24 protein-coding genes and 1 tRNA gene are annotated in these 26894 nt (G+C 50.1%); 7 read left to right on the top strand and 18 right to left on the bottom strand.

The window, feature by feature from the left end; genetic code table 11:
- The first annotated feature begins 210 nt into the window (after nt 1-210).
- Nucleotides 211-1371, top strand: a complete 1161-nt coding sequence (locus CXU21_RS04360; RefSeq protein ID WP_102725180.1) for an MFS transporter — start codon at nt 211-213, stop codon at nt 1369-1371.
- A gap of 73 nt (nt 1372-1444) precedes the next feature.
- Here the strand turns inward: CXU21_RS04360 and CXU21_RS12120 are convergent, their stop codons facing one another.
- Entirely contained in the window at nt 1445-1999 is a 555-nt protein-coding gene (locus CXU21_RS12120; protein ID WP_146016953.1) for a hypothetical protein, read from the bottom strand.
- Here CXU21_RS12120 and CXU21_RS12115 point away from each other — a divergent pair.
- The 3 genes from CXU21_RS12115 (at nt 1998) to CXU21_RS04345 (ending at nt 6275) form a co-directional block, all read left to right on the top strand.
- Nucleotides 1998-2228, top strand: a complete 231-nt coding sequence (locus tag CXU21_RS12115) for a hypothetical protein (protein WP_146016952.1) — start codon at nt 1998-2000, stop codon at nt 2226-2228. The genes CXU21_RS12120 and CXU21_RS12115 overlap by 2 nt on opposite strands.
- 406 nt (nt 2229-2634) lie before the next feature.
- The gene (locus tag CXU21_RS04350) at nt 2635-3927 is read left to right on the top strand and encodes a tyrosine-type recombinase/integrase (RefSeq protein ID WP_102725178.1); all 1293 of its coding nucleotides are present in this window, start codon (nt 2635-2637) and stop codon (nt 3925-3927) included.
- A 419-nt stretch (nt 3928-4346) separates the two neighbouring features.
- Nucleotides 4347-6275: a hypothetical protein gene (locus tag CXU21_RS04345; RefSeq protein ID WP_146016951.1), complete on the top strand. Its 1929-nt coding sequence runs from the start codon at nt 4347-4349 to the stop codon at nt 6273-6275.
- Between the two features lie 844 nt (nt 6276-7119).
- Here the strand turns inward: CXU21_RS04345 and CXU21_RS12565 are convergent.
- From CXU21_RS12565 to CXU21_RS04330, 5 genes are read right to left on the bottom strand one after another with little or no spacing between them, the layout of a single operon-like run.
- The gene (locus tag CXU21_RS12565; RefSeq protein WP_256151000.1) at nt 7120-7251 is read right to left on the bottom strand and encodes a hypothetical protein; all 132 of its coding nucleotides are present in this window, start codon (nt 7249-7251) and stop codon (nt 7120-7122) included.
- On the bottom strand, nt 7238-7720 hold the full coding sequence (locus tag CXU21_RS04340) for a hypothetical protein (protein WP_102725176.1): 483 nt from the start codon (nt 7718-7720) through the stop codon (nt 7238-7240). Before CXU21_RS04340 ends, CXU21_RS12565 begins: the two co-directional genes overlap by 14 nt.
- A gap of 28 nt (nt 7721-7748) precedes the next feature.
- Entirely contained in the window at nt 7749-7889 is a 141-nt protein-coding gene (locus tag CXU21_RS12335; protein WP_180972636.1) for a hypothetical protein, read from the bottom strand.
- Nucleotides 7890-7916: 27 nt separating this feature from the next.
- Nucleotides 7917-8249 carry a hypothetical protein gene (locus CXU21_RS04335; RefSeq protein WP_102725175.1) on the bottom strand — a complete coding sequence of 111 codons (333 nt, stop codon included), beginning with the start codon at nt 8247-8249 and terminating at the stop codon, nt 7917-7919.
- 12 nt (nt 8250-8261) lie between these two features.
- Nucleotides 8262-9113, bottom strand: a complete 852-nt coding sequence (locus CXU21_RS04330; RefSeq protein WP_180972635.1) for a DUF932 domain-containing protein — start codon at nt 9111-9113, stop codon at nt 8262-8264.
- Between the two features lie 715 nt (nt 9114-9828).
- Between CXU21_RS04330 and CXU21_RS04325 the strand changes: the two genes are divergently transcribed.
- Nucleotides 9829-10809, top strand: a complete 981-nt coding sequence (locus CXU21_RS04325) for a hypothetical protein (RefSeq protein WP_102725173.1) — start codon at nt 9829-9831, stop codon at nt 10807-10809.
- 614 nt (nt 10810-11423) lie between these two features.
- Here CXU21_RS04325 and CXU21_RS04320 read toward each other — a convergent pair.
- The 11 genes from CXU21_RS04320 to CXU21_RS04265 form a co-directional block, all read right to left on the bottom strand.
- On the bottom strand, nt 11424-11909 hold the full coding sequence (locus tag CXU21_RS04320) for an ankyrin repeat domain-containing protein (RefSeq protein WP_102725172.1): 486 nt from the start codon (nt 11907-11909) through the stop codon (nt 11424-11426).
- Nucleotides 11884-12330: an ankyrin repeat domain-containing protein gene (locus tag CXU21_RS04315; RefSeq protein ID WP_102725171.1), complete on the bottom strand. Its 447-nt coding sequence runs from the start codon at nt 12328-12330 to the stop codon at nt 11884-11886. The genes CXU21_RS04320 and CXU21_RS04315 overlap by 26 nt, the downstream gene beginning before the upstream one ends.
- A 48-nt stretch (nt 12331-12378) precedes the next feature.
- Nucleotides 12379-13383 carry a DUF4339 domain-containing protein gene (locus tag CXU21_RS04310; protein WP_102725170.1) on the bottom strand — a complete coding sequence of 335 codons (1005 nt, stop codon included), beginning with the start codon at nt 13381-13383 and terminating at the stop codon, nt 12379-12381.
- A gap of 86 nt (nt 13384-13469) precedes the next feature.
- Nucleotides 13470-13709: a hypothetical protein gene (locus CXU21_RS04305; protein WP_102725169.1), complete on the bottom strand. Its 240-nt coding sequence runs from the start codon at nt 13707-13709 to the stop codon at nt 13470-13472.
- A gap of 406 nt (nt 13710-14115) precedes the next feature.
- On the bottom strand, nt 14116-14388 hold the full coding sequence (locus CXU21_RS04295) for a helix-turn-helix domain-containing protein (protein ID WP_022198137.1): 273 nt from the start codon (nt 14386-14388) through the stop codon (nt 14116-14118).
- A gap of 135 nt (nt 14389-14523) precedes the next feature.
- Nucleotides 14524-17667: a type I restriction endonuclease subunit R gene (locus CXU21_RS04290; RefSeq protein ID WP_102725167.1), complete on the bottom strand. Its 3144-nt coding sequence runs from the start codon at nt 17665-17667 to the stop codon at nt 14524-14526.
- Nucleotides 17668-17696: 29 nt separating this feature from the next.
- Nucleotides 17697-18914 carry a restriction endonuclease subunit S gene (locus tag CXU21_RS04285; RefSeq protein WP_102725166.1) on the bottom strand — a complete coding sequence of 406 codons (1218 nt, stop codon included), beginning with the start codon at nt 18912-18914 and terminating at the stop codon, nt 17697-17699.
- Entirely contained in the window at nt 18911-20788 is a 1878-nt protein-coding gene (locus CXU21_RS04280) for an N-6 DNA methylase (protein WP_102725165.1), read from the bottom strand. Before CXU21_RS04280 ends, CXU21_RS04285 begins: the two co-directional genes overlap by 4 nt.
- A 257-nt stretch (nt 20789-21045) precedes the next feature.
- A complete protein-coding gene (locus CXU21_RS04275; protein ID WP_102725164.1) occupies nt 21046-21840 on the bottom strand; it encodes a vWA domain-containing protein in 795 nt (264 codons plus the stop codon).
- A 12-nt stretch (nt 21841-21852) separates the two neighbouring features.
- Nucleotides 21853-23076, bottom strand: a complete 1224-nt coding sequence (locus CXU21_RS04270; protein ID WP_102725163.1) for a protein kinase domain-containing protein — start codon at nt 23074-23076, stop codon at nt 21853-21855.
- Between the two features lie 248 nt (nt 23077-23324).
- A tRNA-Leu gene (locus CXU21_RS04265) sits at nt 23325-23409 on the bottom strand.
- Nucleotides 23410-23515: 106 nt separating this feature from the next.
- Between CXU21_RS04265 and CXU21_RS04260 the strand changes: the two genes are divergently transcribed.
- On the top strand, nt 23516-23968 hold the full coding sequence (locus CXU21_RS04260; protein ID WP_146016949.1) for a hypothetical protein: 453 nt from the start codon (nt 23516-23518) through the stop codon (nt 23966-23968).
- Between the two features lie 39 nt (nt 23969-24007).
- Here the strand turns inward: CXU21_RS04260 and CXU21_RS04255 are convergent, their stop codons facing one another.
- Entirely contained in the window at nt 24008-24388 is a 381-nt protein-coding gene (locus tag CXU21_RS04255) for a hypothetical protein (RefSeq protein WP_102714332.1), read from the bottom strand.
- An 86-nt stretch (nt 24389-24474) separates the two neighbouring features.
- Here CXU21_RS04255 and CXU21_RS04250 point away from each other — a divergent pair, with 86 nt between their 5' ends.
- Nucleotides 24475-26628 carry an excinuclease ABC subunit UvrB gene (locus CXU21_RS04250; protein WP_102725161.1) on the top strand — a complete coding sequence of 718 codons (2154 nt, stop codon included), beginning with the start codon at nt 24475-24477 and terminating at the stop codon, nt 26626-26628.
- The last annotated feature ends 266 nt before the right edge of the window (nt 26629-26894 follow it).

The raw sequence follows: 26894 nt of genomic DNA, 5'->3' as shown, positions 1-26894 counted from the left end.
AAACGCCGTGCTCCGTAGGGAACGCGGCGTTTTTTTATGTGGAAGAAGGGGGACGACCCCGGGAAATTCCATGGCGATGGGGAAATCTCCTTGAGTCTTATTCCTTGCCTGTGTTCCCCTTTTGCGGATGAATTCTTATTGTATGAAAGATGATTTCTCTTGCCAGGGGAAGGGAATGGGGATAGCGTTTGCGTGACCAGGAAATCCAGCATGAATCTGCCTCTTCCCAAAACGACGCAGGGCGTCTACCGCCTGTCGGTCAGCACCTTTTATTTTCTCCAGGGCCTGGTATTCGCCAGTTGGGCGTGCCGCATTCCGGACATCAAGAATGCACTGGGATTGAATGACGCCGACCTAGGCTCCGTGCTCTTTGCCGTTCCGGTGGGGCAAATGTCCGCCATGGCGCTGTCCGGTTATCTGGTGGGCCGCTGCGGCAGCCGGAGGATACTGATGGCGGCTTCCGTCTTTTATCCCGCCGTGCTTGTGTATCTGGGCATGGCAGCCTCCTTCTGGGAACTGGCGGCGGGACTGTTCTTCTTCGGGGTGGCCGCGAACCTGACGAATATCTCCGTCAACACGCAGGGCGTGGGGGTGGAGCGGCTGTACCAGTGCAGCATCATGGCCCGGTTCCATGGCTTGTGGAGCCTGGCGGGGTTCTTCGGCGCTCTGCTGGGGGCGGTGATGGTGGATTGGCAGGTTTCCACGGAAACGCACTTCATCGCCATTTTCCTGATATGCATGGTCATTCTGGCCGTCTTTTCCCCCTCCCTCCTGCCGCGGGATGCACGCCGTTCCTCCACCCAGGGCGGCGGCATGTTCCGGAGCATGGATACCTATGTCCTGGTGATCGGACTGATCGCCTTCGGGAGCATGGTGAGCGAAGGAACCATGTTTGACTGGAGCGGCGTGTACTTTGAAAGCGTGGTGCAGCCCGGCCCCGGACTGGTGCAGGTGGGCTACGTGGCGTTCATGAGCACCATGGCTCTGGGGCGCTTTACGGCGGACCGCATGGTGATGCGCTTCGGCCCCGTGCGCGTGCTCCGCGCCAGTGGCATTCTCATTGCCTCCGGACTGCTGGTCTCCGTCCTGTTCCCCATGCTGTGGTCCGCCACGCTGGGCTTCCTGCTGGTGGGCTTCGGTACCTCCTCCATCGTTCCCCTCTGCTACAGCATGGCGGGAAAATCCAAAAAAATGATACCCAGCGTGGCCCTGGCCTCTGTCTCCACCATCGGCTTTCTGGGCTTCCTGCTGGGCCCTCCGGTCATCGGCCACATAGCCCATGCTTCCTCCCTCCGGTGGTCCTTCTCCCTGATTGCCCTGGTTGGACTGGGCACGGCCTTCATTGCACCCTTCCTGAAAAAGTTCAGGTAGCCTCCCGGAAAAGGGAATGAAAAATTCAGGGTTGCCTGTTTGCCAGGGAGAAGGAAATGAACATGCGGGTGCGTCAATCAACGCAGCCGATATAGCCATTATTATCTATTCCGAAGCTACCTGTAGGCAATTCTTCGATTTCCACGATGTTGTCCAAGAGAATGCCGCATTCCAGCAATTTTTTGATTTCATCTCCGTACAAAACGTTGCTGGTGGGGTGTGCATAGACTACATAGATTTTACTGGGGTCGGGTGGATAGGTTGAATTATCCGGGTAAAGGGACTGGATTGCTTGATAAATATCAGTTGGTTCCAGGGTGCCGCAATTGGCGTGATGAACATGGGCGCATGCTTGAGCGTGTATGTCTGTCGATGTGTAAATGACCGAAGCGCACGACAACAGGTTGGTGGAATACAGCATTGCCGGATTGGCGTCAAATGTTAACAGGCCTTTTTGATGTGTAGTCAAAATATTGCGTTTTTCTCCCTGTCTTTCCGGAATATATGGAGTCGGGCCCTGATAGCGGCGGGGGGACAGATGCTGACCGTATTGTTGGGTGCGTGGTATGAAATTTCCGATATTAACGGGTTCGATTTTCCCTTGGGTACATGTATAAATGGTATGCATGATTATTTTTTATGTTGATAATAAGGATTTTAAATTAATTTTTAAGGAGGATTTTAAAATATTCTCTTTGCCGGGAGTACGAATTGACTTCCAAATGTACGGACAGGGCAGGCGAGTGCGAAGGGCGGCCGCCGGCTTTTCTGTTGGGAGTCGTCAGCCGGGTACTTCTTGTCATTACTGCGGAGTAATTCATCCAATCGCCTTATCTGATGGTAACAAGCGTAAATAATGATGAATAAGGCACTGGATTGTTGTTTTACATGGCGGCCAAATATCCGTGCATGATGTAGTTTGCATGGCGCAAATACCTTGTCAAATAGGGGCGAAAGCGGCGTGAAAGGGTCCAATTTTTCACCATAAACAAAAACCCCTCTTCAAGTTGTTTACTTAAGGGGGGTATAAATGGTGCGCCTGGCAGGACTCGAACCTGTACGCCTTTCGGCACCAGATCCTAAGTCTGATTCTGTATGATAATTATCAATAAGTTATATGACTGTACACACTTTTGGTTTGTCAATATAAATGATCATGGGATACTTTCAACCGTGAGAAGATCCCGAAAAAATCAATATGGTTCACATGCCTCTCTTTCCCCGAGAAAGCACCGGGGAAAGAGAAAATAGCTGGTGCGCGATATGTCCGGTGACCGGGAAACTCACCGACTCTTTGATTCCTATGAAGAGGCGCTGAAAGCCTATCAACGACTTCAGCATCAATCATTGAACGATATGTTGCCGGAACACTTGCGAAAGCAGGAATGGAGGGAACATGTAGATGAACAGGACTACAATGCTATTCTTTTATGGAGAGAATTCAGGAGCATCTATGATGAAGTAACCCAACAATCTTCTCTCCCTTTGTATCTGGTAGTACGTGAAGCCTTGAAGAACCTGAAGAGAGAAATAGCCAGTGGCGCGATTTATGGTCGGAAAGACGCTAATGGCAACTGGATGGTAACGCGTACGGACGAGGAAAATTTGAACAGGCTGGAAGAACTGACCAATTTGTTTTCTCTGACCAGATTCCTTGCGAACAAGAAAGAACAGGTCAAAGTTGACTTCAAAAGAAAGTTCGGCACCCTCGCAGAGCAATATCAGGAAGTGATCGATAAGAAGCTCGAATCTAACCTCATCAAAAAAGCCCATCATGACAGCATGATCATGGAACTGCAAAAATGGCTACTGGGATGGGAAGACCTTCCGCTCAATCAGATAATGCCAGACATGATTGAAGAAAAGCTGGCCTCATTCCGATATCGGAAACAACCACTCAGTAATGCTACCAAACGGCGTTACCGTACAACCCTGCATGGATTCTTTGTCTGGGCGCAGAGCAGGGACCTCATTGCGTATAACCCGGTTGAAAGAACGCTTGCTCTGAGAGCGGAATCTGTCCAGATTGGTATCATCTCTCCGTCTGAACTGAAGAAACTCCTGCAAGCTGCCCTTGAGCACGACAGAGGAATGTTGTTCCGATTGGTCCTGGTCGCCTTTTGCGGGCTGCGCCGTTCCGAATGCGTTAGAATAACACGGGATGCCATCCTTGATGAAAAGGATGAAGTATTTGTCTCGGCCTCCATAGCCAAAACCGGGAAACAACGTTTTGTTCCACTCCCTGCCGCTGCCAAGGCCTGGCTCGTCTTGGCGGAATATGAACCGGCTCCTGACGAAATTGACAGATTATACGAGAATCGCCATGGACGCTGCCTCAAAAAAATGGCAGAAATTGCAGGCATCACGCTACCGCATAATGCCCTACGCCATTCGTTTGCCTCATATGCCGCAGCCAAAACACACGATATACCCCGGGTATCCATGTGGCTTGGACACTCGGGAACCAACATGACGGAAAAGCATTACCGGGAAGGCGTTCGTGCTGCCGAAGGCGAAGCATGGTTCCATGTATTTCCGGAGGAAACTGGTCATTAACCTGCTGTTTTTGTTGACCTCCATCTTCAGATGTAGTAACTGGTTTTCGTTGTCCGTCGTCACCATTGAGCGCAGGACATCTTGACGCTCTCAAGCGTTTCATTGGGTTTTCTATAAACCCGGAACGTACAAGGAATGGTGGTCTAGCTCCTCATACCTGTTCCTTGAGTTCCACCCCCAGCGAGTTCGCCGGAGTTTCACGACAGGGGCATTTCTCATATTACTTAATAAGGTTAATTGTCCTGCGTTCTTGATGAAGGCAGGCACTCCGGCATAGCCGGGAAGGAGACTCGCTGAGTCTCATAAAACTTGAACGGGAGATCCAAACGAGATCCCTCATTATTTTACCCCCTTCAGTATCAAGAGCGCCTGAAGGAACTATTTTCATTAGCAAAGTACGCTCTTGCTTCATGCTAATCATGAGTACCCGCAAAAAACAAAGGAAGCGTTCCGACGCATCAATCGAAGCACAATATACCGAAATAAGAGGAAACTACACGTCTTTCCCTCGGATTATGCTTTTACTCTTCGAAGATCACAACCAGGCAGTTGTCTGGTTCTATCTTTACGCACGCGATTGTTTTACCGTGCATACCATCAGCTCAATCAGTAAAGGGACAGGCATTTCCGTAAGAACCCTGCCTTCTGTGCTAAATGCCCTTGCGAAAAATCATTGGTGCTGTAAACAGCGTATACCCAAAAAGGAAGGAACTCCTCTGTATTATCATGACCTGCAAAACTGGAGGGCAAGGACCGCCTTCCCTGATAATTGGATCGAAGTAGCGAAAGGAGGTGTTCCTAGAGGTCTGAACCTTTGTGATCGTCAAAGGCATCAAGACATCTGTCTAAATATCAGAGAAGTTGACAAAAAAGGCATCAAACGCATAGAAATCCCCGTACCCAACGGGCCAATGCTGGACACTCGACTTACTGCCAAGGACCGGGCATTCTGGCTCTGGTTATACATCCATTGCCAGACGACACCTCCGAAAAATCATACACTCAAGGCCATTCATCAGAAACTGCCTCATTTTTTGAATAGGAAGATCAGTTTGCCTGCGCTGAAGTCACGCCTTAACAAGTTACGCAAAGCCGGGTATCTGGAAGAATCACCTCTCCGGAGCAAGAGGGATGTTCGAGGTACCCTTTGTCTATACAAAGCTGTTTCGAATCCTCCCCTGAAGATACCTGATGGACGCCGGGTACGAATTGAAGCCATGCAAAACCAAGATGAAAATTTGCGGATGACCGAGATGAAGAATTGCGTCGTAAATGACAAAAATCTTATAACGACAGGTCTCGGCACAGCCTCTGACCTGTCGTTACCGACGACTTCGACAGGAATGAATAGCTCGCCTGCGGCGGCAGGGCTGCGCCCTGACCGCCCCAGTCTCGACTCTTCCCCCGGGATACAGGGTGATGAGCCGCTGATCCCGGAATGGGTTCCTTATCGAAAGGAAGGAGAGGAAGTTTCCTTGCGGGAGCTGAACAGGCTGGTTCAACAGTGGCAGAGACATGCCATGGCCGATGTAAGAAAAGCTATTGCACTGTACAAAAATGAAGAGAACTTGCCTCCCGGTGCTATCATTTTGTGGCTGCTTGAACATACCCATTGGGCACGGCTTCTTTTTGATTCCACCATGACGGACTACAAAGACTATCTGGATGATCTCGGAGCGTTTGCTTTCAAGTGCTCGATTCCATTTGTTGACTGGATTGTCCAGAGATTCAGCACCCGCAAGCAACCGTTCAGTGTGATTCATGGAATTCATGATTCTCCCGAATTTTACCACCCTCAAGCGATAATCAGTTGGCAGTCAAAAATAACAGAACGTATATGCTGTATCGTATCTCTGTGCCCGGAGATGCTGTCGGAATTCAAGGAATGGCCAAAGCCGATTGACGGGTACCAGATCCCCTCCTGGACAGAAAACGGACTGCGGTCGTATTTGAAATATCAACGTGAAATCTGGCTCGATTCCAGTATTCGAGCGTGGAACAACGGCCCCTTTGACGAGACAGGAATTCCGCGCTATTACGGCTTTGATTCGGGTGGTATCGAAGCATATGTACTGGGGCACTACCTGGGCAGAATCAAAATTCCGAATAAACAGGTGCAGGAATTTCATCAGTCACAAAACTGGAAAGAACTTTTCGAACATCCTGATCTTTTCAGATATCTGGAGGAGAAAGCGACAGACACCGATTATCAAATTTTGTTCGGAATGAAAAAACGGCAGCTCAATGCGTTAAAAACCGAGTTTGTCAGGAACCTTGTGGACGAACTCATGCAGTTGCGAACCTATGGACTTGACCTCATGAAATATCAGGGTGATTCAAAACAATAAACTGTTTGCAACAAGGAATTCATACAGGAAGTCCGCTGCGTGGCAGAATGTCCTCGATATTGGGGTATAAATGGCTTCAGAACGCCCCGTAAGGGAGCTGGCCTCATATCTCGCTCCGGAGAATAAACGGCCTGCCTGGGGCATTCTGGGGCTAAAACAATTACATCCCCCGGAGAACCGTCTCCGGGGGATGCGGGAGAATGCTGCAAGATGGTCGCAATTATTCCGCAGAAGGGGATTTATTTCTTTTCGTTATCAGCAACGCCCTTCTTCTTTAGAAGAAGGGCGTGCAGAAAGTTTGCCTGTGCGGTTTTATTCCGGGAGGAATGATTCGCACGCGAGTTATCTCAAAAGTGGTGGCGCAGCGGCCTTACACCCCACAACTCAAACCCAGGCAACCTACTCCTAATCAATCATTCGCACCGAATATCCCTCATTAGACTGTTGCCATTCTGTGCCCTCAGTGTCACATTTACCCCTGTTTCAGTGCAGGATTTTGCAAAAAAATGAGACACGCAGTGTCACACTGGGCTCAACTACGATATTCTCGGAGGCTCATACAGCCCGGCTTCCCGGAACTGCTTGATCATCTCCTTATCCTGATACTCGTTGATCCATTTCGGAATAGCAGCTTTAACCGACTCTGGGGTATACAGTTTGTACTCGTACCTGTGCTTATCCAGACTGGGAGAGAACAAGTACTTGCAGACGTAGGCCCAGACATATCCGGGCTCTACATTACCCTCAATACGTATTCATAATCTGAGGCCAGAATCGGAACCTCCCTGCAACAGCTAAAAAACAGCTCGACTTCATGATGAAGAAGAGCTGCTGAATGGCGGCCTTATCCGTCCCTGGCTTCCAGCGTCCTGACGATCGCCTCGGCTCCACGCTTGTACACGGTCACGGCCAACAGCTCTCCATCGCGGAAAACGGCCCAGAAGCGGGTGCCCTTGTACTTTTCAATCGTCAGCATCAGGCAACACCTCCTTTCCGGGATGATGGCGGGACTTGAGCAGATGTCTCAGTACGGCCCCGATATTGGCTTCATACATGTCACGTGTGTGCCTGTTGCAGGCGACAGCATACAGGCACCGGGCATCAAGAATGTCGATGGCTTCACCGCAGAGCCGGATGCAGCTTTCAAGGGTAGCCAGCTCCGCCTCCGGAATCGGCGAATCCAGCAGGATGCTTTCGTCGTCGTCCAGAGACTTCTGCTGTTCTTCCGTCAGTTTCGGGAGATTCACCAGAGCCGTCATGGACGGGCCGTGAATCGTCAGCTTGCTCAGCCCCAGTGAGAGATCGTTCTGATGACTGCTGTAAAGCGACACCGCCTTCTCAATCCGGGCCAATAGCTCCATGTCCAATTCCAAATACACATACGGAGCGTCCGTATCGTATCCGCTCGTGGAACGCAGTTGCGCGATGATGGGTATCGTCTTCATGTCTCGTTCTCTTCCTTTCCTGTCGGAGTTACTTGCGGAAGAAGGCGATGGTGCCCAGGATCAACAGCACGGCTAGCAGGTACGGAGCTACGGTTACCAGAGCCGACAGGATACCGACGACGACAGGCCCCAACAGACACAGCAGTACGAGCACTACCAGGGCGATCATGATGCCTTTCATGTTCATGGCCGTGCCTCATGCGTTAACCCTTGTCCGTGATGATCGACGAACCGGAGCGGCAGCGGACACCCATTGCCTGAGCGCCTGCCGTCCGGCATAGGTAATCAGCCAGCAGTCGGGACGAAGCAGGAATTCCTCTTCCTTCGTGCGGATGATGAATTCACTGCCAGCCAAACCACGGATGGCATGCCTGACGCTTTCCTGTTCGATGTCACGGCATTCTGCCATGATTTCCTCATCGCTTCGTTCGAAGTTGCCGTGAAGGTACAGGAGGATAGACAGCTCCAGACCGGTCAGGGACGGAGTCCGTCCCAAACCTTTCACCTTCGGATGATGTTTTCTTCTCATGGTCGTCTCAGGTCAGTTGTTCAGGGCGTAGCTGTCGGCCAGATCCCAGAGCTCCCGGTTCAGGCGCGTATTGCCGTCAATACCGTTGAGCGCCCGCAGGGAGCGGCGACGATAAGCACCTTCCTTCTGAGGTTTCAAAGGGACTCCTCCCCTGATCAGGTTTTCCTGAACCCGGTTGAAGCACTGCCAGACGGTAGCCTGACCTCCCGCCGTAAAGCCGATGTCGTTCCAGCGCCGGGGCGACAGAAGTGCTTCGGGACGTATCCTGTCTTCATAGTCGTCTCCCATGCGCAACTGTGCCGCTTCATGAACGAAGTCCACCTGCCGCTTGTAGGGGAGTTCGACTCCCTGCATGCGATGGATGTCGTCCATGATCCGGGGCGTTTCTCCGGCCAGCCGGAGACTTGCGGCAATCACATCCTCCCCGGTATGGCCCATGTGGCGGATGTTGATGGCGGCAATGCGTGCCCCGACAATCAGACCGTTGGTGCAGACCAGCCGGAAGATCCCGGCCATGAGCTGATAGGAACAGCTACCGTTATGGCTGTTGATCATGACCACTTCGATGCGCTGATCACGGTTGTGTTCCAGCACATCCCGGTGAGCAAAACGAATCAGGTGCTTGCGGGTAGGTGTTCCGTCCGGTTTCCGGGTACGTTGTTCCTGAGCTCCGACAACGAGGAAGCCGGCTTCTTCCATCTGGTCGAGCAGGGAATCCGAGGAGACAAATCGGTATTTTTCCGAACGGCTGTCGTCCTCGCGGTCGGCGAAGACGGAGGGGGCGACACGCCGGATCTGGTTTCTGTCCAGCGGGCTATTGTCGCGGTTGCGATAGAGTTCGCGTGTAGATGTATGAGTATTCATGTTCATTGATGATTGGTTTGTTGCAACAAAAAGCACGCCTCCCGGAACAAGGCCGGGAGGCGGGCACTGGCAAGAAGCAGAGAATCTACTTCCTCAAGGATATATGACGCGGGGAGAGGGGGATTTTCAGATGAATGGCTCTATCGGAAAGGCAGACTTATTAAATATTATACGAAATCAATGAAGGGAAATGGCTCCCCCTCCTTATATAGAAGAAAATGAGCTATTCCGTCATTTCTTCCCAGACCTCTTCGCCTACTGGAGCTTGGTTCAAGACATTCTTCAAATGTTCCCTTTCGAGGTATCAAAATAGGCTCGCCACTATATGATAAACATCGACATCCTCCTAAACAATAACACTTAAAAGCTCCTCAGGATAAGTATTTGTGGTCTTTTAAGTTTTTTATTATCAACAAATCCTTGAATGATATGGAGAAGATCCCTTCAGGAAACTCCCACTTTAATTCCTCATTCCACAAGATTTTACTACCGTTGCTTCTGCAGGGCTTCCCATTCTCATCCGGGAAATCAAAAACTATGTAAGCCTGTAGTTATATATCAACTGCGCTCGCTCCTCAAATATCTTGATGAACTCCATGTTGTCCTCTATCTTAGCATCCATTGATAATAGTACGCGGCTAGCCCCTGTCCATTTTTTCAGGAAAGTTTTTGTATTTGCATGGGATTATGTGAACATGATAGTGTGAATGGTAGTATGAAACATCATGGCAAAATGAAAGGATGGGAAAAGTTTTGGTGGATTGTGGCAGTGATTACTATTGTTGGCGGCTCGATAGGATACGGATTTTATTTCAATGTATGGGCGTCGTTCTCAGATGACCCCTTAAATACTAGTGATAAATTCATGCCGTTAAGTTGTATTTTCGCTGGATTTGCCGCTTGGGCGGTTTTGCTGACGTTGAGATGTCAGATGATCGCGACAAAAGCCGAACGCGATATTAATAACAGGCAGATGTTCGAGACAGTTTTAACCCCGAAGATTCAAGTATTTCTTTCTCAAAAGAAATTTTGCCCTGTAGAGGCAAAGACAGCCTATTATGAGATTCTTGCATTTCTCAAAAAATTTCATGACTGTTATTGCAAAAACCCTAACCCACAAAAATGCTGTGATTATCATGCCTCTGTCGAAGAGGCATTCAAGAAACGGTTTTCTGGTGTCTATATGAATGATGAAAAAGAAGAAAATGGTAATGTAATGGGGGCAATTATTGAAGAAATCGCTTCAAGGGAGGTCTTGCTTGATCAGTATGAGAAAGCATGTCAAAATTGGGATAGTGAATACGGACAGAAATTGCTTAAGGAAGTATTAGGTTATGTACAAGGATTGCTGGCGAATATTTGCAATCCTTTTGCACCTCAAATGATATCCTATCTCTATCTGTTTCAGTTTATTAAGAAGTCATGTCTTGATGAGGACAAGGATGAATATCGCCGCTACATTGCTGAAATTATCAATTATCGGGAACGATTCATTTTCTGGTTTTATATGCAGATTGGACTGGAAGATGATTTTGACTACAAGCTTTATGAGGATGCCAAGCCGTATGTCTTTGCCAAGAGTAAAGATTATTTTTGCACACGATTGTTGTATGGCTTTAAGGATTTTGACTTTGATTTACCGCTATGGAAGAGGTTTCTTGGTACTCTCCGTGATTTTGCATGGAAGGACAAGTAACCGCTGTGCTTTGCGGTGATGCGGTTGACTTTGCCATGCAGTTGAGGTCGGCTGATATGTGGTGAAGCATGTCGAGGATCTTGAAACTGGAAAAGCCGCCATGCCTGGGATGGGAACATGGCGGCTTTGTGATAATGACAGGCAGGTAAGAACCTGTGTCTGGTATATATGACGGTGAGGGAGGTGTTATTTCAAAAGAGAAGAATTTTCACATCCCTCTGCCATGGGAACGTAGACATGAACTTGTCATACCCGGAACCGTGTATTGTAGAGGCAGACTTGGTAAGTTGTTGCCAGTAAGAAAATCTCATGTCGATATTTTACGAGCCAGGTAAAAGAAAATCAACCCTTTGCCGTTCCTGACACGAAACGGCAAAGGGTTGAGAATTACACTGTCCTAACTCAATAGATAGGAAGGCTATTTTGCAGGTCTATGATCTCCTGGCCTAATATGTGCTGTACTATATAAGTAAGCACAAGAGAGCCCAGCAGCAAGACACTCAGTACCCACACAGTGATCTTTGCACTGCGAGGCCACGGTTGTTTGATTGATTTGTCTTTCATAATAAGAATCTCCTTTCTTACATGATAATAGAGTAGAAATTATTCCAACGCTACTCTTTGGCCCCGGCTTCCCGTAGCAATTTCTCGCATTTCGTACAGTTATATCTGGTAGCCAGCATGAGAGCCGTGTTCCCTTCCTTATCTTTCATATTCACATTTGCCCCGGCCGCTAACAACTCTTTCATGCATTCTCCACGGTCATGGCCAGAATAAGGACCAATCGCATACATGAGAGCCGTACGCCCGTCATTATCCTTAACATTCACGTTTGCTCCCGCTCCCAGCAATGCTTTCACACTGTCTGTAAGCTCATTATAAGTAGCCCTCATTAAAGCCGTTTTCCCATCTTTATCCTTCACGTTTACGTCTGCACCAGCTCCCAGTAATGTTTTCACACAGTCCGGATACTTATCATCAGTAGCCCACATGAGAGCTGTTCTCCCATCCTTATCCTGGGCATTCACGTTTGCTCCTGCTTCCAGCAATGCTTTCACACTGTCTGTACGTCCATTATAAGCAGCTTCCGTGAGAGGCATTTCTCCTTTTTTTATTCTTTCCGTTTACATCTGCCCCGGCTTTCAGCAATACTTTTACACAATCTGTATATCCTCTATTAGCAGCCAATATGAGAGCCGTATCCCCATTCTTAGCCTCCATGTTGAGGTCTGCCCCAGCGTCTATCAATGCTTTCACGCATTCCGTATGCCTACTATCAACAGCCCATATTAGAGCTGTATCCCCATCTTCTCCCTTCGCATCTACACGCGCTCCGTCCTTGATCAATTCCGTCACCCAATCGATGTTCCCCTCTTTGACAGCTTTCATGAGAACCGTATTTCCTTTCGAATCTCTTTTATTGGCTTCGGGATTATCGGTTTTTCCACATGAGGAAAGGAGTACTGCGGAAATCAAAGAAAGTACTACAAATAGGATAATTCGATACATTTTTGTATTCATATTGTTCTACAAAGGGTTATAGTAACATAAACGATATGTTCAATGTGATCATTTAGTTTTATTATATTTGAAAATCAACTTATTGATGTAATAAATCATAAATATAGCGCAAGCAGTAGAACAGATGGAAATAATGTTACCAACGATCAACCAACGCTCAACAGCTCCTCGGCTGGATGCCCCTCCTGAAGCAACAAGAACAATAAACCCTAATATATTAAGAATACAATATGTTAAAAATGGCCATAATTGAATGCTTCCGGGGCGTTTTAACAGCTTATTTCCTAATGAGCTTATTTTGCAAAAGGCAACAAATCCCCAATAAAAATTAAAAAGTGGAATGAAAAGAAATCCTATAGCCTGGCCGGGAGAAGGAATCCGAATACGAGCGGAAATATTCTGTAATACCTCCCATGCCTTGAAAAGCCGGATCAATAGCAAGATAGATGCTGTCAACAAAGTCAATCGGCACATCAATCGGCAGATCATGAAAGCATCATAACTACGCTCACTGAATGCTATGGTTAACGCTATACTCAGGATTGATGATGCGCAGAAAAAACTACAGGCAACCCAGCTTTGGGGTTCCATGTAGTAAGTGACAGGGCGAGTATCCAGAATATCCTCTAAAGACACCCAATCTGTCATGCCCTGTTTCCACCCCAACTCGGAACCATACAGCTTTCCTGTTTTTACAGAGTTCTTTAGTTCATCTAAAGAATATGGCCCTTGCTTATTGCCATCATAATCCGCTACATAATACTCTTTCTTGAAATTATCGGGAATCGAAGGAGTTGGCGGTGTCGGAGGAATAGCAGCGGGGAGAGGAGGTGTATTCGGTTTACAATCGGCAGATTCCTTCTCATCAGTTGTTATTTTCTCTGCATTCGATATCATTGTTTCAATGAGTATCCAGCTATCCATTCCCTCCTGCCATACAAGCGTACCTTCCGGATATTTGCCCGCTTGAAACCGGGTAATGAGATCTTTTTCATCATACGGGCCTTCCTGAGCTTTGTCTGGCAAGGTGACGTAATACTGCTTGTTATCCATGAATTTCAATGATTTGTATGAGATAGGTAAGCAAGAAGAAAGATGTCGTTTCGAATTAGAAACAATATCCTTCTCACTAATGCCTCTTAAAGAGGCATGCCATTTGACTTAAGGATGCCTCGTCCCTGGCAACGCTGGCATTTCTGCCCTCCGATATTACCCTTGCCCTGGCACCCCGGACAAACGATGACCCCCTGATTCTGTTGATGGCAAATGGCGTCCTCTACAGATTGTTGATGAGAGGAGGCCTGTGACTGACCGGTCATCATGCAGATGGCCGCCAACGTAATAAGTGCAGCAATGCCGCCTGTAATGTATTTCTTCATAAGTGGTGAGTAGATGGTATCCACCGTTACTCTGTCCTCACTTCATTCTCAGGTCAAGACTAAATGTAACGTTTTCATTACATTTAGTCTTGTGTCCTTCCGTGAAAATCGTGCCATCCGGGGGTGATATATAGAAGGATGAGAAAGTTTCTTATCCGACAAACAATTCATTTATCACCACTATGTTACAACATTTCATATTCACTTGTCCTCAGTGCGGATCTCATGATCTGTGCCGAGTTGAACGAACGCTGGCCTACAGGAACGAACGCCACATTGTCCGAAAAGGACATGAGTACCTTCCCGGAGATTCGGAACTTATGGATCTGGAATATGCCAACTAGACATTCCGATGTCGTCGAGTGATCCATCCTTCATCCATTACTCTTCAAGAACAATGGATTTTTTAGCTGTCACTTTTGCTATGACGAGCTGACATCAAGGCTTCATCCACATTGTCGCCCAACAAGTCGGAGGGAGAACAACCCAAGGCTCGGGCCAGAAGAAGGACTTCAGAGTCGACGACTCGCCGCGTCCCCAGTTCTATCTTGATGAGGGTTTCTCGAATAAGCTGCCACCCCAACCGCTGACAAGCCCCGGCAAGATCATGCTGAGTCCATTTTTTAGCTCTGCGGTATTTTCGGACGGCATCGCCGATGATATTGAGTTGCCCCTTCATGTAATGAAGGTGTTACAATATCAGGATCGCTTTCAGCAGAGGGAACGATACTATTACATTAAATAAATCTTTTACATAACCAGCTTTCCCGTCTCATTTCAGATGATTAGGAACCCTGGAATTTAAGTAAACGGGTTAAACAACCTCTTTATACCGTGAATAGAAGTACTCGAAAATATGTTGGCGGTAGGTGTCAATACTCGTATCCGTGTATACTTCGGGAAGGTTTTTCCACAATGTATCCCGAATGAGGTTGGATATCTCCGCCGTGGTATTGGGCTTATCCGTCCAGTGGTCAAGAGCTGTTATCTTTTCCTTGACACTTACCAATAGATCTTTCGAAACCGTCTTGATGATTTTGATGTCTTTGACAGAGAGATTGTCGGAAAAGAGCATATCGAAAAGCGCCAATTCCTCTTCGTTGTCAAGGCCCTCTCTTACGTATCGCTGTTGTTCCGTGTTGAGGTCTGAAGCCAGTTTCATCAGCTCTTCGAAGGTACGTTCAATGTTGGCTTTATCCTGATCCTGATTGTATTCGTCAATGATTGCCTGGTACCTCTCGTAATAATTCACACGACCGGGATTGTTCACTATCATCTGTTCAAGATAGTATTCTACCAATTCTTCCAGATCCTTCATCGCCAAGTTCCGTTTCTTTGCTTTTGCAAATTCCCGAGAGAGGCGTTCAAAGTCGATTTGGCTGATATCGATTGTCTTGTCCGGTTTCGTATCATCAGGCCTGGATTGATGTACGATGATGTATTCGTTAACAATCTTGTTGATTTCCACCATCAACCCTGTAGTGTCCGCGTGTTTTCGCTTTTTCTGAAGCTCATCATAGATAGCCTTGATGGCATTCTTGTTGGCACGGGTTTCATCGTCTACGTCGTCTCTGTTGACATACTTCATCAGACGAAACAGTTCGTTGGCATACGTTTGAAAAGTCTTCTTGATTTCCAGTGTTCCGCACATAGCGTTAGCCGCCTGTTGAATGAGCTCCAATCGATCAAAACTGTCAGGGATGGATTTTACCAGAGTTTCGAGAATGAATCCATGCTCCTTCAGGAAATCACAGATCTTTTCAACAAGCTCTGCAATTCTCGACAACAGCTTCTCCTTATCCACTGTTGGATCATCTCCGCCACCTCCCCGGGTACCGGTATAGTCGGCAAGTGCCTTTTTCAGGGCGCTGACGATGCCGATATAGTCGATCACGAGGCCATTGCTTTTCCCCTCGTTCACACGATTGGCACGTGCAATGGCCTGCATCAGTGAGTGAGCTTTCAACGGCTTGTCCAGGTACAGGCAGGAAAGGCTCTTGACGTCAAAGCCGGTCAGCCACATAGCGCAGACAAACACTATGCGAAAAGGACTTTCGGTCTTCTTGAATTCCTTGTCCATTTCGCGTTTCTCCATCTTGGTACGGTGGGGGATGATATCTAGCCCCCACTTGTTGAAGGTCAGAATTTCGTTCTGTTCCTGGCTGATGACGACAGCCATTTCTGTTTCTTCCATCCAGCGAATCTTGCGTTCCATCTCGAGAGATTCCTGCTGACTGGCGTGCTTTTGCTGTTCCTTCAAGGAGACTATTTCCTGAGTCCAGTACTCCTGTACAAAGTTGAACATCCGCACACACGTTACCTTGTTGAGGCAAACGAACATGGCCTTGCCGCTTGTCCACAAGTCGGAATAATGGCGAACAAAGTCTTGCGCAATGGCTCGCAGCCGCGGCTCTGCCGTCAGTACGTGGATTTCTTTGGCAAACTCACGTTCCAGTTTTTCCTGCTGGTTGGGATCAAGATCTGCGGCTTCGATCGCTTCAATCATGCGTTCGTTCAGTGCCGGGGTGCCTGCAAGGCCAATTTTATCCCCTCTGTTCTCATAGTAGAGTGGAACAGTAGCCCCATCTTCCACGGCCCGTTGGAAGTCATACACGGAAACGTAGCCGCCGAAGGTTCGTTCGGTGATATTGTCACTGGTGAGAAGGGGTGTGCCTGTAAAACCTATTCGCGACGCCGTCGGCAACAATTGGCACATGTTGTCCGCAAAGATACCATATTGGCTGCGGTGCGCCTCGTCTGACATGATGAGCAAATCATGCTTCGGGGTGATGGGATGGACGACAGGTTGGTTGAATTTTTGAATGAGCGTGAAAATAAAGCTCTGGTTCCCTTGGAGTTTATTGACGAGGTCGGTTCCGCTGGTGGCAATAAAACGGGAGGCTTTTGCTTTGCCGAGCATGCCGCAATTTTCGAACGTGTCGCTAATCTGGGTGTTCAACTCTTCCCGGTCGGTCAGGATGACGATGGTCGGAGAACCGAAGCACTTTCGGCGTATCTTCTGCGCCAGAAAGAGCATGGAATAACTCTTGCCGCTGCCTTGAGTGTGCCAGAATACACCCAATTTGCCATTGTTTAGCTGGCGGGTCTCGTAAGCTTTGACGGCCTCATTCACACCCAGGTACTGGTGGTTGCGGGCCAGGATCTTGACGGTACGCCCTTCGCTGTGGTCATAGAGGATGAAGTTCTCCACGAGGTCGAGAAAATTGTTCTTTTTGCAGATCCCCCTCAACTGCGTAGCCAAGGCCACGCTGCCTTCGTCCGTTTCATGCAGACGTTTCCATTCATGAAAAAACTCATACTTGCTGCCGAGCGTTCCCACCTTGGCCTCTCCGCCGTTGCTCAGCATCACAATGGCATTGTAGTGGAACAGGTGGGGAATGGTATCCAGGTAATCCGTGTAGTTATCTGTATAGGCGTTTTGCACATCGACCGTATTCTTTTTCAGCTCAATAAAGAGCAAAGGTATACCATTGACGAACCCCACAACATCCGTTCTGCGCCTGTAGAGCTCACCCCAAACCTTGAGTTCCTTGATTGCCAGAAAGTGGTTGTTCTCCGGGTTCTGGAAGTCAATGACGGCAACACGCTTTTCTTCACTCTCCCCGTCCGGTTTCCGGAGCGTGACGGGAATGCCGTCACGGATCAGATTGTACTTCTCCTCGTTGATCTGGAGAAGCGATGAGGTGGAAAGGTGCGTATCCAGCGTTCGGATGGCCTCGTCCGCCAAGTCATCGGTGATCCATGGATTGAGCTTGCGGATAGCGGCCCGCAGGTAACGGGTCAGGAGTATCTCCCGGTAGCTTTTTCTGCCGAACGTGCCATTTTCTCCGAGTTTTTCGGTGTTATAGGCTGTCGCCACCTCCCAGCCCAGCTCCTCTCGAAGTAGCCGCCCTGCGCTTTCCTGCACCAGAATGTTTTCCGAATAGTCGTAGCTCATGGGTGATGTTCTTTTCTGTTTGATGCATATTACACTGCAATCTCTCCGTTCATCAATTTCGGGAGGAGACGGTCACGAGCCTGACTCAATTCTGTACATTGTTTACTGCGAATAAAGATTTGATCAAATATAGGTTGAACAAATCTACCAAATGATAAAATGATTTCTGTTTCTGGCAATAAATAAGAGAGCTTCTTTAGTTTATCCGATTTAACACGTTGACGCCCATCACTGCCACTCATGCTGTTTATCGCTGCTTGCCGGAAGTCATCAGTTCGAGCCAACAAATAAACCATGTATGGATTAAGTTTTTTGCTGCGCATGACAATGTATTCTGTTGATCCAACTGCTCCTTCATCACTTGCTATACCCCATACATAAGCCGTTTTCCCATTTTCCAAGCATGGCGTAATTCTTGCCAATAAAGTATCTCCATTTTGAAATTTACTTCCTGCGTTAGACTGAGCCAAGCCAAATTCTGCTTCATTGAGAACCATAGATGATGTGCTTAATGCAGACATGGGAACACTCTGCTTAATCCTATCTTTATCGAGTTTTATTTTGGGATCAAATTCGATAACATTATCCAGCTGACAGAGCTTCCAGCCCTCCGGCACTCCATCAACAATTTTTGTCTTCTCGTAACCAGGAAAACGCAAATCGACGAACCACTCTTTGTACAGGCGTTGAACTGCCTCTTCCAACAGCTTGATCTGCTTCCTGTTATTCTCGATCAGGTCGTCGTAGGCGGAGAGGATATCAGCGATTCGTTTTTGAATAGATAAAGAAGGAAGAGGTATCTTAAGTGATAATAAATTTTCATTCTTTAAACTCGCTCGAGTAGTCATTGAAGAAAATGCCAAAAATTGACATCTAAATTCTGCGCTTCTTAAATAATATCCGATAAATTTTGGGGAAATTCTAGTTAACTCTTTTGGGCGTAGCCTTTTTGTGAATCCATTGTACGTAGCGAAAGGATAATCTTTTAGAGCAACGGAACTCATTCCTAATTCGTCCATCGTTTCACTTGTTCGTGTAATAAATATATCTCCTCGTCTAATAGAATATGAATTTTGTTCAGATTCTGTCGATCGCACTAAATCAGAAAGAACTTCTGGCAAAAACCATTGATTAAATACTGTAGAAAAACTCAAAAATGGGTATCCAGATCCAAAAAAAGAACCCTGTTTTGATAGTCCATTATGAACGGAATATAATTCACCCAGTTGAACGTACTTCCACTTCATTCCACTATCTCCTCCCAATTTTTTGCAATGGTATCCATTAGTTGGTTGGATTCCTCCTGTAGTTTCAACAATTCCTGATGAATCTCCACCATGCGTGCCTTGAAATCCACCCCATCATCTTCAACAGGAGCAACGCCGACATAGGCACCGGGTGTTAGAGACCAGCCTTTTTCCTTAATGTCTTCGAGACTTGCCAGCTTGCATAGGCCGAGCACATCTCGGTATTCGCCTTCGCCGAATTTACTGAAGAGCCAGTCCGCCTCTTTTGCTACCGTGAGCATGGCGTTCACTTCGGATTGCTTGCCGTCCCAGTCAGACTGTATTTTCTTCTTCTCCTTGCGAAGCGCCGTTTCCACAGCGCTAACAGCGGCTGCGCGCATTTGCTTGAGCATATCTTCGAGGGCTTGCCGTGCCGGGGCGAAATCGGAGTTGCTTGTCAGGGCTTCCGTCAAGGCGGTGTTGTCCGTTTTCTCGGCGTATGTGCGCAAGGTTACTCGGTATTCCTCCATGAGGGCTTGGTATTTATCGACTTCCCCCCGGTAGAGCCAGACAATGGCGTTCAAGTTCTTGAGCTGCCATTCCGTCCATTCATTCAGCGTACGATCCACGACCGTGTAGTAGTTGCGGGCATCAATGAAAAGCACCTTGTCGAGCCTGTCGGCAGACTTTCCCTTGTCGAAGAACCACAGGGAGCAGGGAAGGCTCTTTGTATAGAAGAAATTGTTGCTGACACTGATCATGCAGTCTACATGGCCTGTGCGAACCAGTTGTTCGCGTATGTCCTTGTCCCGGCCCGAACTGTCGGTGGAGGAAGAGGCCATGACGAAGCCTGCCCGGCCATGGTCATTGAGATACGAGTAGAAATACGAGATCCATAGATAATTGCCGTTGCCGATTTCCTTGTTCTTGTTGACTGCCGGCAGGCCGAAGGGAAGGCGCCCCGCGCTTTCGGCTCCCTCCGCCTTGACCTTGTCTACATTGAAGGGAGGGTTGGCCATGACATAGTCGCATTTGCCGTTGAGGTTGTGGGCATCATGGTAGAAGGTGTTGGCTTCGTCCCCGGATTTGATGATGCCGGTCAGACCATGTACCGCCATATTCATGAGGCAGAGATTGGCGTTGTACTCCACTTTCTCCTGCCCGTAAAAGGTCATCGAATTGTTTGCTGTCATGCCCGAGGCATGGACGAAATCTCCCGTCTGAATGAACATGCCTCCGCTTCCGGCGGCTGGGTCGAGAAGCATTCCCCGGGAGGGCTCCAGAATGTTCACAATCATTTTGACCAGAGACTTGGGCGTAAAGAAGACGCCGTCGTCCTGAGCAATATTTTTTGCAAACTTGTTCAGGAAATACTCGTAGATGCGACCGATGACGTCGCCGCCAACTTTGTCCAGCGCATCGTTGTTGAAAATGCGGATGAGTTCTCCGAGTAACTCATCGGGAAAGTCAGTATAGCTCCTAGGTAAAACACCTTGCAGCTGGAGACTCTGTGATTCCACAAGAGCCATGGCATTGTTGACAACTTCTCCCAGACTTTTCATGGCATGTCCGTCCATACTGACCAGATTGGCAGACGCGATATCGGAAGGAAGGTTGACAAGCCAGGCATACTGGGCTTCCCGGGGAAGAAAAATGGCGCTTTTGGCGCTAAAATCGCTGGCCTCTACAGGGCGGACTCGTCCACCTCGAGAAGGAAGATTTCTGATGATTTCGTCTTCCACAAGCTTGTACCGGCTGAATGCATATCGCAGGAAGAGCAGCCCCAGAACAGGCATACAATATTGATTCGATGTCAATTTTGATCCTGCGCGGAGAAGATCTGCGGATTCCCAGAGGTCATTCTCCAGTTTTTTGATGTTCACAGCTGTTGCCATTATCGCTTTGTTGGGTACTGGTTGGATGCATGGCTTCCCAGGTAATTTGGAAACCGGAGCACAGGCGTAGGATTCCTATGCCATAAAACCGACAAAAACTCAAGCTAGAACACCTGTTATCTTCCAGATACCATTGCTTCCCTGAACATTTAAGAAGAAGGGATAGGTTTACTATATGAGAACGATTTCTCGCAATACTACCGTACTGTAGCTAAAAGAAAGCCCTCCATGAAGAAGACTTTCTGATGATTCCTGTCCTACACCTGCCACACATCCTCCGGGGGAGGAGTCAGAAATACCCCGTCACCCGGCACGGACATACTGACCATGCGGACGCTCCGGCTCAGCCATGCGAACAGTTCCGGGAACTTCTGATCGTTGACCTGCATAGGCGGCCGTCCCGGACTGATGCTGCAAAGCTCCGACAGATCAGCGCGGCCGATACCGAAGACGAACACGCTGAGCTTGCGGGCAGCCGTCAGTTCCTTCAATCGTCCCTCCAGTTCCCGGTGCCGGGCGCTGGTCGGAACCCCGTCCGTCATCACGACGAGCCAGGGCTGGTAGAATTCCACCCCGTGTGCCCGGTAGGTACGCTTGCGACTGTCGAGTTCAGTCAAGGCCAGCTCGACGGCTTCGCCAAGAAGCGTTTCATCCTCCTGTGACGTGGAAATCTTCAGCCCTGTGTCAGATTCCCGGATCGGACCGAACTCCTTTACTGTTGCTACCGTCCGGGCGAATGTCATCACCGCTACATCGGCGGCCAGCTTCACCAGAGGATCGGCGAGAATGTCGCTGACGAACCGCTGAAGCCCGACGTTGAGCTCATCCATCCGGGTGACGATATTGTCTCCCGTGACGATATTCCAGTTGATCCCGTCAGAATACTCCTGACGGAGGATGTGTTGGTTGTCGCCCCGGACAATACCGTTCATACTGCTGCTGGCATCCAGCAGGAAGAGAACGGGAAGCCGGGCGTTGGTGTTGTTGCCGAACTCGCGCATGGCGGCGAGCTGTTCCTGTCTGGTTGGGTGTGTTGATGATGATATAGACATGGTTTATTTGAGTTAATGGTTGATGGTTGAATTCCGGGTTGCCTGATCCAACGCGCTACGACGCCGTATGCAGAGCCTGCACAGGGGGCGGGTATGAGATTGCCGTAAACGCCGTGCGACATCGTCAGGAGCCTCCCGGAAGAGAATCCCGCAGTCCGTACAGATGTTGGGTGTCATCTGTACCAGCAGACTGTGGGGCGGACAGGGGCGGTCATGCAGAAGATCCCGGTACATGGGATGATCCCTTCCGCCTCCCGGCTCCATATCCCTGAGGTATTGCTGCAAACAACGCGCCAGATATCCCGGCATGACGCGTGGACGCAAATCGCGATGCTGGACACAGGTAAGATTGTGACCGAGTGCGTCGCGGAGCTTGCGGGGGAGATACGACCAGACATAGCGCCCGGGGGTATCGGGCGGGTAGATTCCCGCCGGCGGTCTGTACGAAGCAAACGCATAAGGTAGCGTTCCCTTCCTGACAGCTTCCCGCATGTCTCCTTCTCCCCCTTGACGGGCAAAGGGAGACAGGCCGAGCGTCAGCGTCATGAAGAGCAGGACGGACAGGGCGTAGGTATCGTGACTGCAGGTACGGAGAAAGTCTCCGAAGTTGCCGTGGAGCTCCGGAGCCCGGAACCGTTCCGTGCCTACAGAACAGGGATAGTCTTCGATCTGGAAACTGTCGGCATCAACCCAGCAGACGGAGCCATCAGAAGAAACCATCACATTACCGGGATGCAGATCCCCAAGGACGACGCCGTTGCGGTGCAAAGCATGGACAGCTTCCGATAAGTTCAGGCATAGTCTGGTCAGATCGTAACGGGTCCATGAGGGGAACTGTTTCTTCAGCAGTTCCGCATGAAACGCAAAAGCCCCGAGCGGAACACCGTCCGCCCGGGGCATCAGTACGCCGACAAAGCGTTTCAGCTCATCGTACAGGATCTCACGCGGCCATGCCACGCACGGGGTGCGTATAGGTCGGGAACACATCAGCCGAAGCTTCTGCTCACGCCAACGCATCCGTTGCGTTGGATGATAGAGCTTTGCTACGAGTGGCGATCCTAATGCCGAATGGGCAACAAAGACCGATCCTTCACCGCCTTCCGCAATGGTATCTCCCAGAACGATTCGTTTCCCCTCACCTGAAAACAGAACATCTCCGGTCGGATACTTCCCGCCATTGCCGCAGAGCGTTTCATCCAGCCGCCTCACCTGATGGTGGAGTGTGTAGATAGACATAAATTAACACAATGTATTGGTATTGTATCAATTATATATAACTCACGATATTTCCGTTTTACAAAGTGGACAAATGGGCCGTCCATTGTGTGATCCGTATGACATAAATGCCTTATGAAATAAGGCTAAAGACGTCCTGAAAGTGTACACACTTTGTACACAGATTGGGGCCGTTTTATGAAATTTACACCTATTCCGGCACAAAAAAGAAACTATCCTTAAGCTGTTTACTTAAAGAGGGTTATTGATGGTGCGCCTGGCAGGACTCGAACCTGTACGCCTTTCGGCACCAGATCCTAAGTCTGGCGCGTCTACCAATTTCGCCACAGGCGCGACGAATCGTGGGCGCACTCTGCCATACCGTGACCTGGCGTTCAAGATTAAACAGGAGGGGCTTTGTCTTTGACATGCCCCAGGGCTGCCCGTATGGTGACGGCCTATGAAACTGTTAATTACCCTGTTGAGTGTCTGTCTTCTGGCCGCGTCTCCCCATTCACGGGCGGATGTCAGGCTGCCCAAAAGCGCTTTCACCACGGACCGGATGGAAGAGGCGCTGAAAACGGCGCAGGAGCAAAAGAAGCCCGTGGCCTATCTTTATACAAACACGGCCACCACCTGCCCGCTGGCTGCCGGAGTGACGGAGGGGTTTCTTGAAGCCGTGGGAAAACGGTGCGTGCTGGTTTATCTTCCGGTGAAGGGAGGCAAGTCCCCGGTGGCGGCCCCCGTGAAGGAGGCCCTGAAGAAGGGCAAGTTTTATCCCAAGCTGGTGCTGACCGCCAGCGACGGTTCCGGGGCGCAGTGCTTTACGTATGAGGCCTACCAGGCGGATTCCAAAAAAGCGGCGCGCGAGATCAAGAGGCAGATTATTGCCTTGGCTAAAAAACAGTCCTGAACCGGAGGACGGAACATTCCGGGCGTTCCGCAGGGCAGTTCAGCCCATGATTTGCGCCGGAAAGGGGAATATTTTCACAAATAGGAAATCCAGCATTCCCACGCACAGGGCGATGCAGATGGCTTTTTTGGGCGACAGGCGGGGAGCCGTCTTCAACCAGATGACGATTCCCGCGTGGACCGCCAGGGAGATGCCCACGGACCACCAGAAGAACGGAATGCCCGTCATGGCAAAGAGCGCCGCCAGCGGGTAGGTGAACGCCAGGAAGATTTTCATGATGGCTTCCCATTCATGCCCGCGCACCATCATCAGTTGCTTGGACAGGAGGGAGACGTACAGGCAGGAGGGAACCACGACGCACAGGATGAGGGAGATGAACCCTTTTTTTGCATACCGTTCTTCCTGCGTGGGAATGTACATGCCGCATATACTGGGTCAGCAGGGGGGAATTGTCAAACATTGTCCTAGCCCGGCGGGGTGGGGGGATTATACTGGCGGTACAGCGTATGTCGTCTTTTGAATTAAATTCCTCCTTCAAGCCCTCCGGGGACCAGGAGCAGGCCATCGGCAAGCTGCTCAAGTCTTTGGAGGCGGGCAACAAGCACCAGGGACTGCTGGGGGTGACTGGGAGCGGCAAGACGTTCACGATGGCGAATCTGATCGCCCGGTTGAACAGGCCCACGCTGGTGATTTCCCACAACAAGACGCTCGCCGCGCAGCTTCATTCGGAGCTGAAGAGCTTTTTCCCGAATAACGCGGTGGATTACTACGTTTCCTATTTCGACTATTACCAGCCGGAGGCGTACATCGCCAGTTCCGACACTTACATCGAGAAGGATTCCGCTATTAATGACGAGCTGGACCGCCTGAGCCTGAACGCCATGAATTCCCTGATGACGCGCCGGGACGTGATTGTGGTGGCGTCCGTCTCCTGCATTTACGGCCTGTCCACGCCGGAGGATTACCGCAACCTGACGCTTCGCATCCGCGAAGGGGACATCATGGACCGGGACGTGTTCCTGCGGCAGCTGGTGGAGCGCTTGTTTGAACGGCAGGATTTTGATTTTACCCGCGGCACGTTCCGCGTGCGCGGGGAGGTGGTGGAGGTGTTCCCCGCCTATTCGGAAGGGGAGGCGATCCGCGTGGAGTTTTTCGGGGACGAGGTGGAGCGTGTTTCCCTGATTGATTCCAATTCCGGGCGTGTCCGGGAACGGCTGGGGAGCTATACCTTTTTCCCGGCCAAGCAGTATGTGGCCGCTCCGGAAAAGCGTGCCGCGGCGCTGAAAGCCATCCGGGAGGAGCTGGAAGACCGCGTGGGCTGGTTTGAAAGGCATGGAAATCTTATTGAGGCGCAGCGCCTGAAACTGCGTACGGATTATGATCTGGAGCTGATTGAGGAGCTGGGCTTCTGCAAGGGGATTGAGAATTATTCCCGCCATCTTTCCGGCCGCCTGCCGGGCAGCTCCCCGTCCACCCTGCTGGATTTCTTCCCCAAGGATTCCCTGACCCTGATTGATGAAAGCCATGTGGCCGTGCCCCAGCTGGGCGGCATGTACGAAGGGGACCGCAGCCGCAAGAATATCCTGGTGGAGCATGGCTTCCGCCTGCCCAGCGCCCTGGACAACAGGCCGCTGAAATTCCATGAGTTCATGGAGAGGCAGAACCAGATCGTGTACGCCTCCGCTACGCCGGGGCCGTTTGAGCTGGTGAACTGCCGTGCGGACAACAAGACTTACATCCCCGTGCGCCGCGCCGCCAGGTCCGGGGAAAAGGCGCCGGAAGGCTTCAAGGGGATTCTGTTCACTTCCCCCAAGGACATCCGCGTCACCCCCAGCCCGTCCACGGAACCGGTGGAGAAGTTTGACCCCACCAAGCGTTCCACGCCCCTGATTGTGGAGCAGATTATCCGTCCCACCGGCCTGCTGGAGCCAAAAATCACCATCCGCCCGCTGAAAGGGCAGATTGACGAGACGATCGCCCTGTGCAATGAGCGCGTTGCCAAAAATGAACGCGTGCTGGTTACGACGCTGACCAAGAAGACGGCGGAGGACCTGACGGAGTACCTGAAGGGGGTGGGGCTGAAGGTCTCCTACATTCATGCGGATGTGGACGCGATTGAGCGCGTGGAGATTCTGCGCGCCCTGCGTGCCCGGAGAATAGACGTCCTGGTGGGCATCAACCTGCTCAGGGAGGGGCTGGATTTGCCGGAAGTTTCCCTGGTGTGCATTCTGGATGCGGACAAGGAAGGGTTCCTGCGCAATGAAACGTCCCTGGTGCAGACGGCGGGCCGCGCCGCGCGCCATTTGAACGGGGAGTGCGTCCTGTTTGCGGATGTAATGACGGATTCCATCAAGCGGCTGATTGAGCTGACGGACTACCGCCGGAGCATTCAGGAGAAATACAACATGGAGCACGGCATTGTTCCGCAGACCGTGAGCCGGTCCGAACAGGGGCAGTTAAAGTTGTATGCGGAAGAAGATGAAGAGTCCTTCCGCGTAGCGGAGGATGAGGCCGGATACGGGCTGGAGGAACGCATAGCCAGGCTGGAGGCGGAAATGAAGGAGGCGGCCTCCCATCTGGAATTTGAACGCGCCGCCCTGATCCGGGATGAAATCAGGCAAATGCGTGAAGGCGGTAAAAAAGAGCAGGGCATTCCTTGAAGAATGCCTTGTCTTCCTTGCGGAAACGTAAATATCCCGGTGTTCCGGACCGGGAGGGGATGGGAGGTATCCTTTTCCTGAACGTCAGTGTGTCCTGACAGGACGCAACGGCTTGCGGGCTCCGAGTGGCGCCGCGCCATTATTATTCCCTCGGCTGTGCGAGAAGGCCGGATAAACGCAGGGAAGGAAAAGCGTGGTTCTTCCGGAACCGGGGTGTTCCGCGCGGAGCCGGAGTGAAATCTGCGCGCCGGAAAAAGAGAAGAAGG

It is taken from the genome of Akkermansia muciniphila, from assembly GCF_002884975.1.
GTDB classification, from domain to species: domain Bacteria; phylum Verrucomicrobiota; class Verrucomicrobiia; order Verrucomicrobiales; family Akkermansiaceae; genus Akkermansia; species Akkermansia muciniphila_C.
This window is presented reverse-complemented; position numbering and strand designations above follow the sequence as displayed.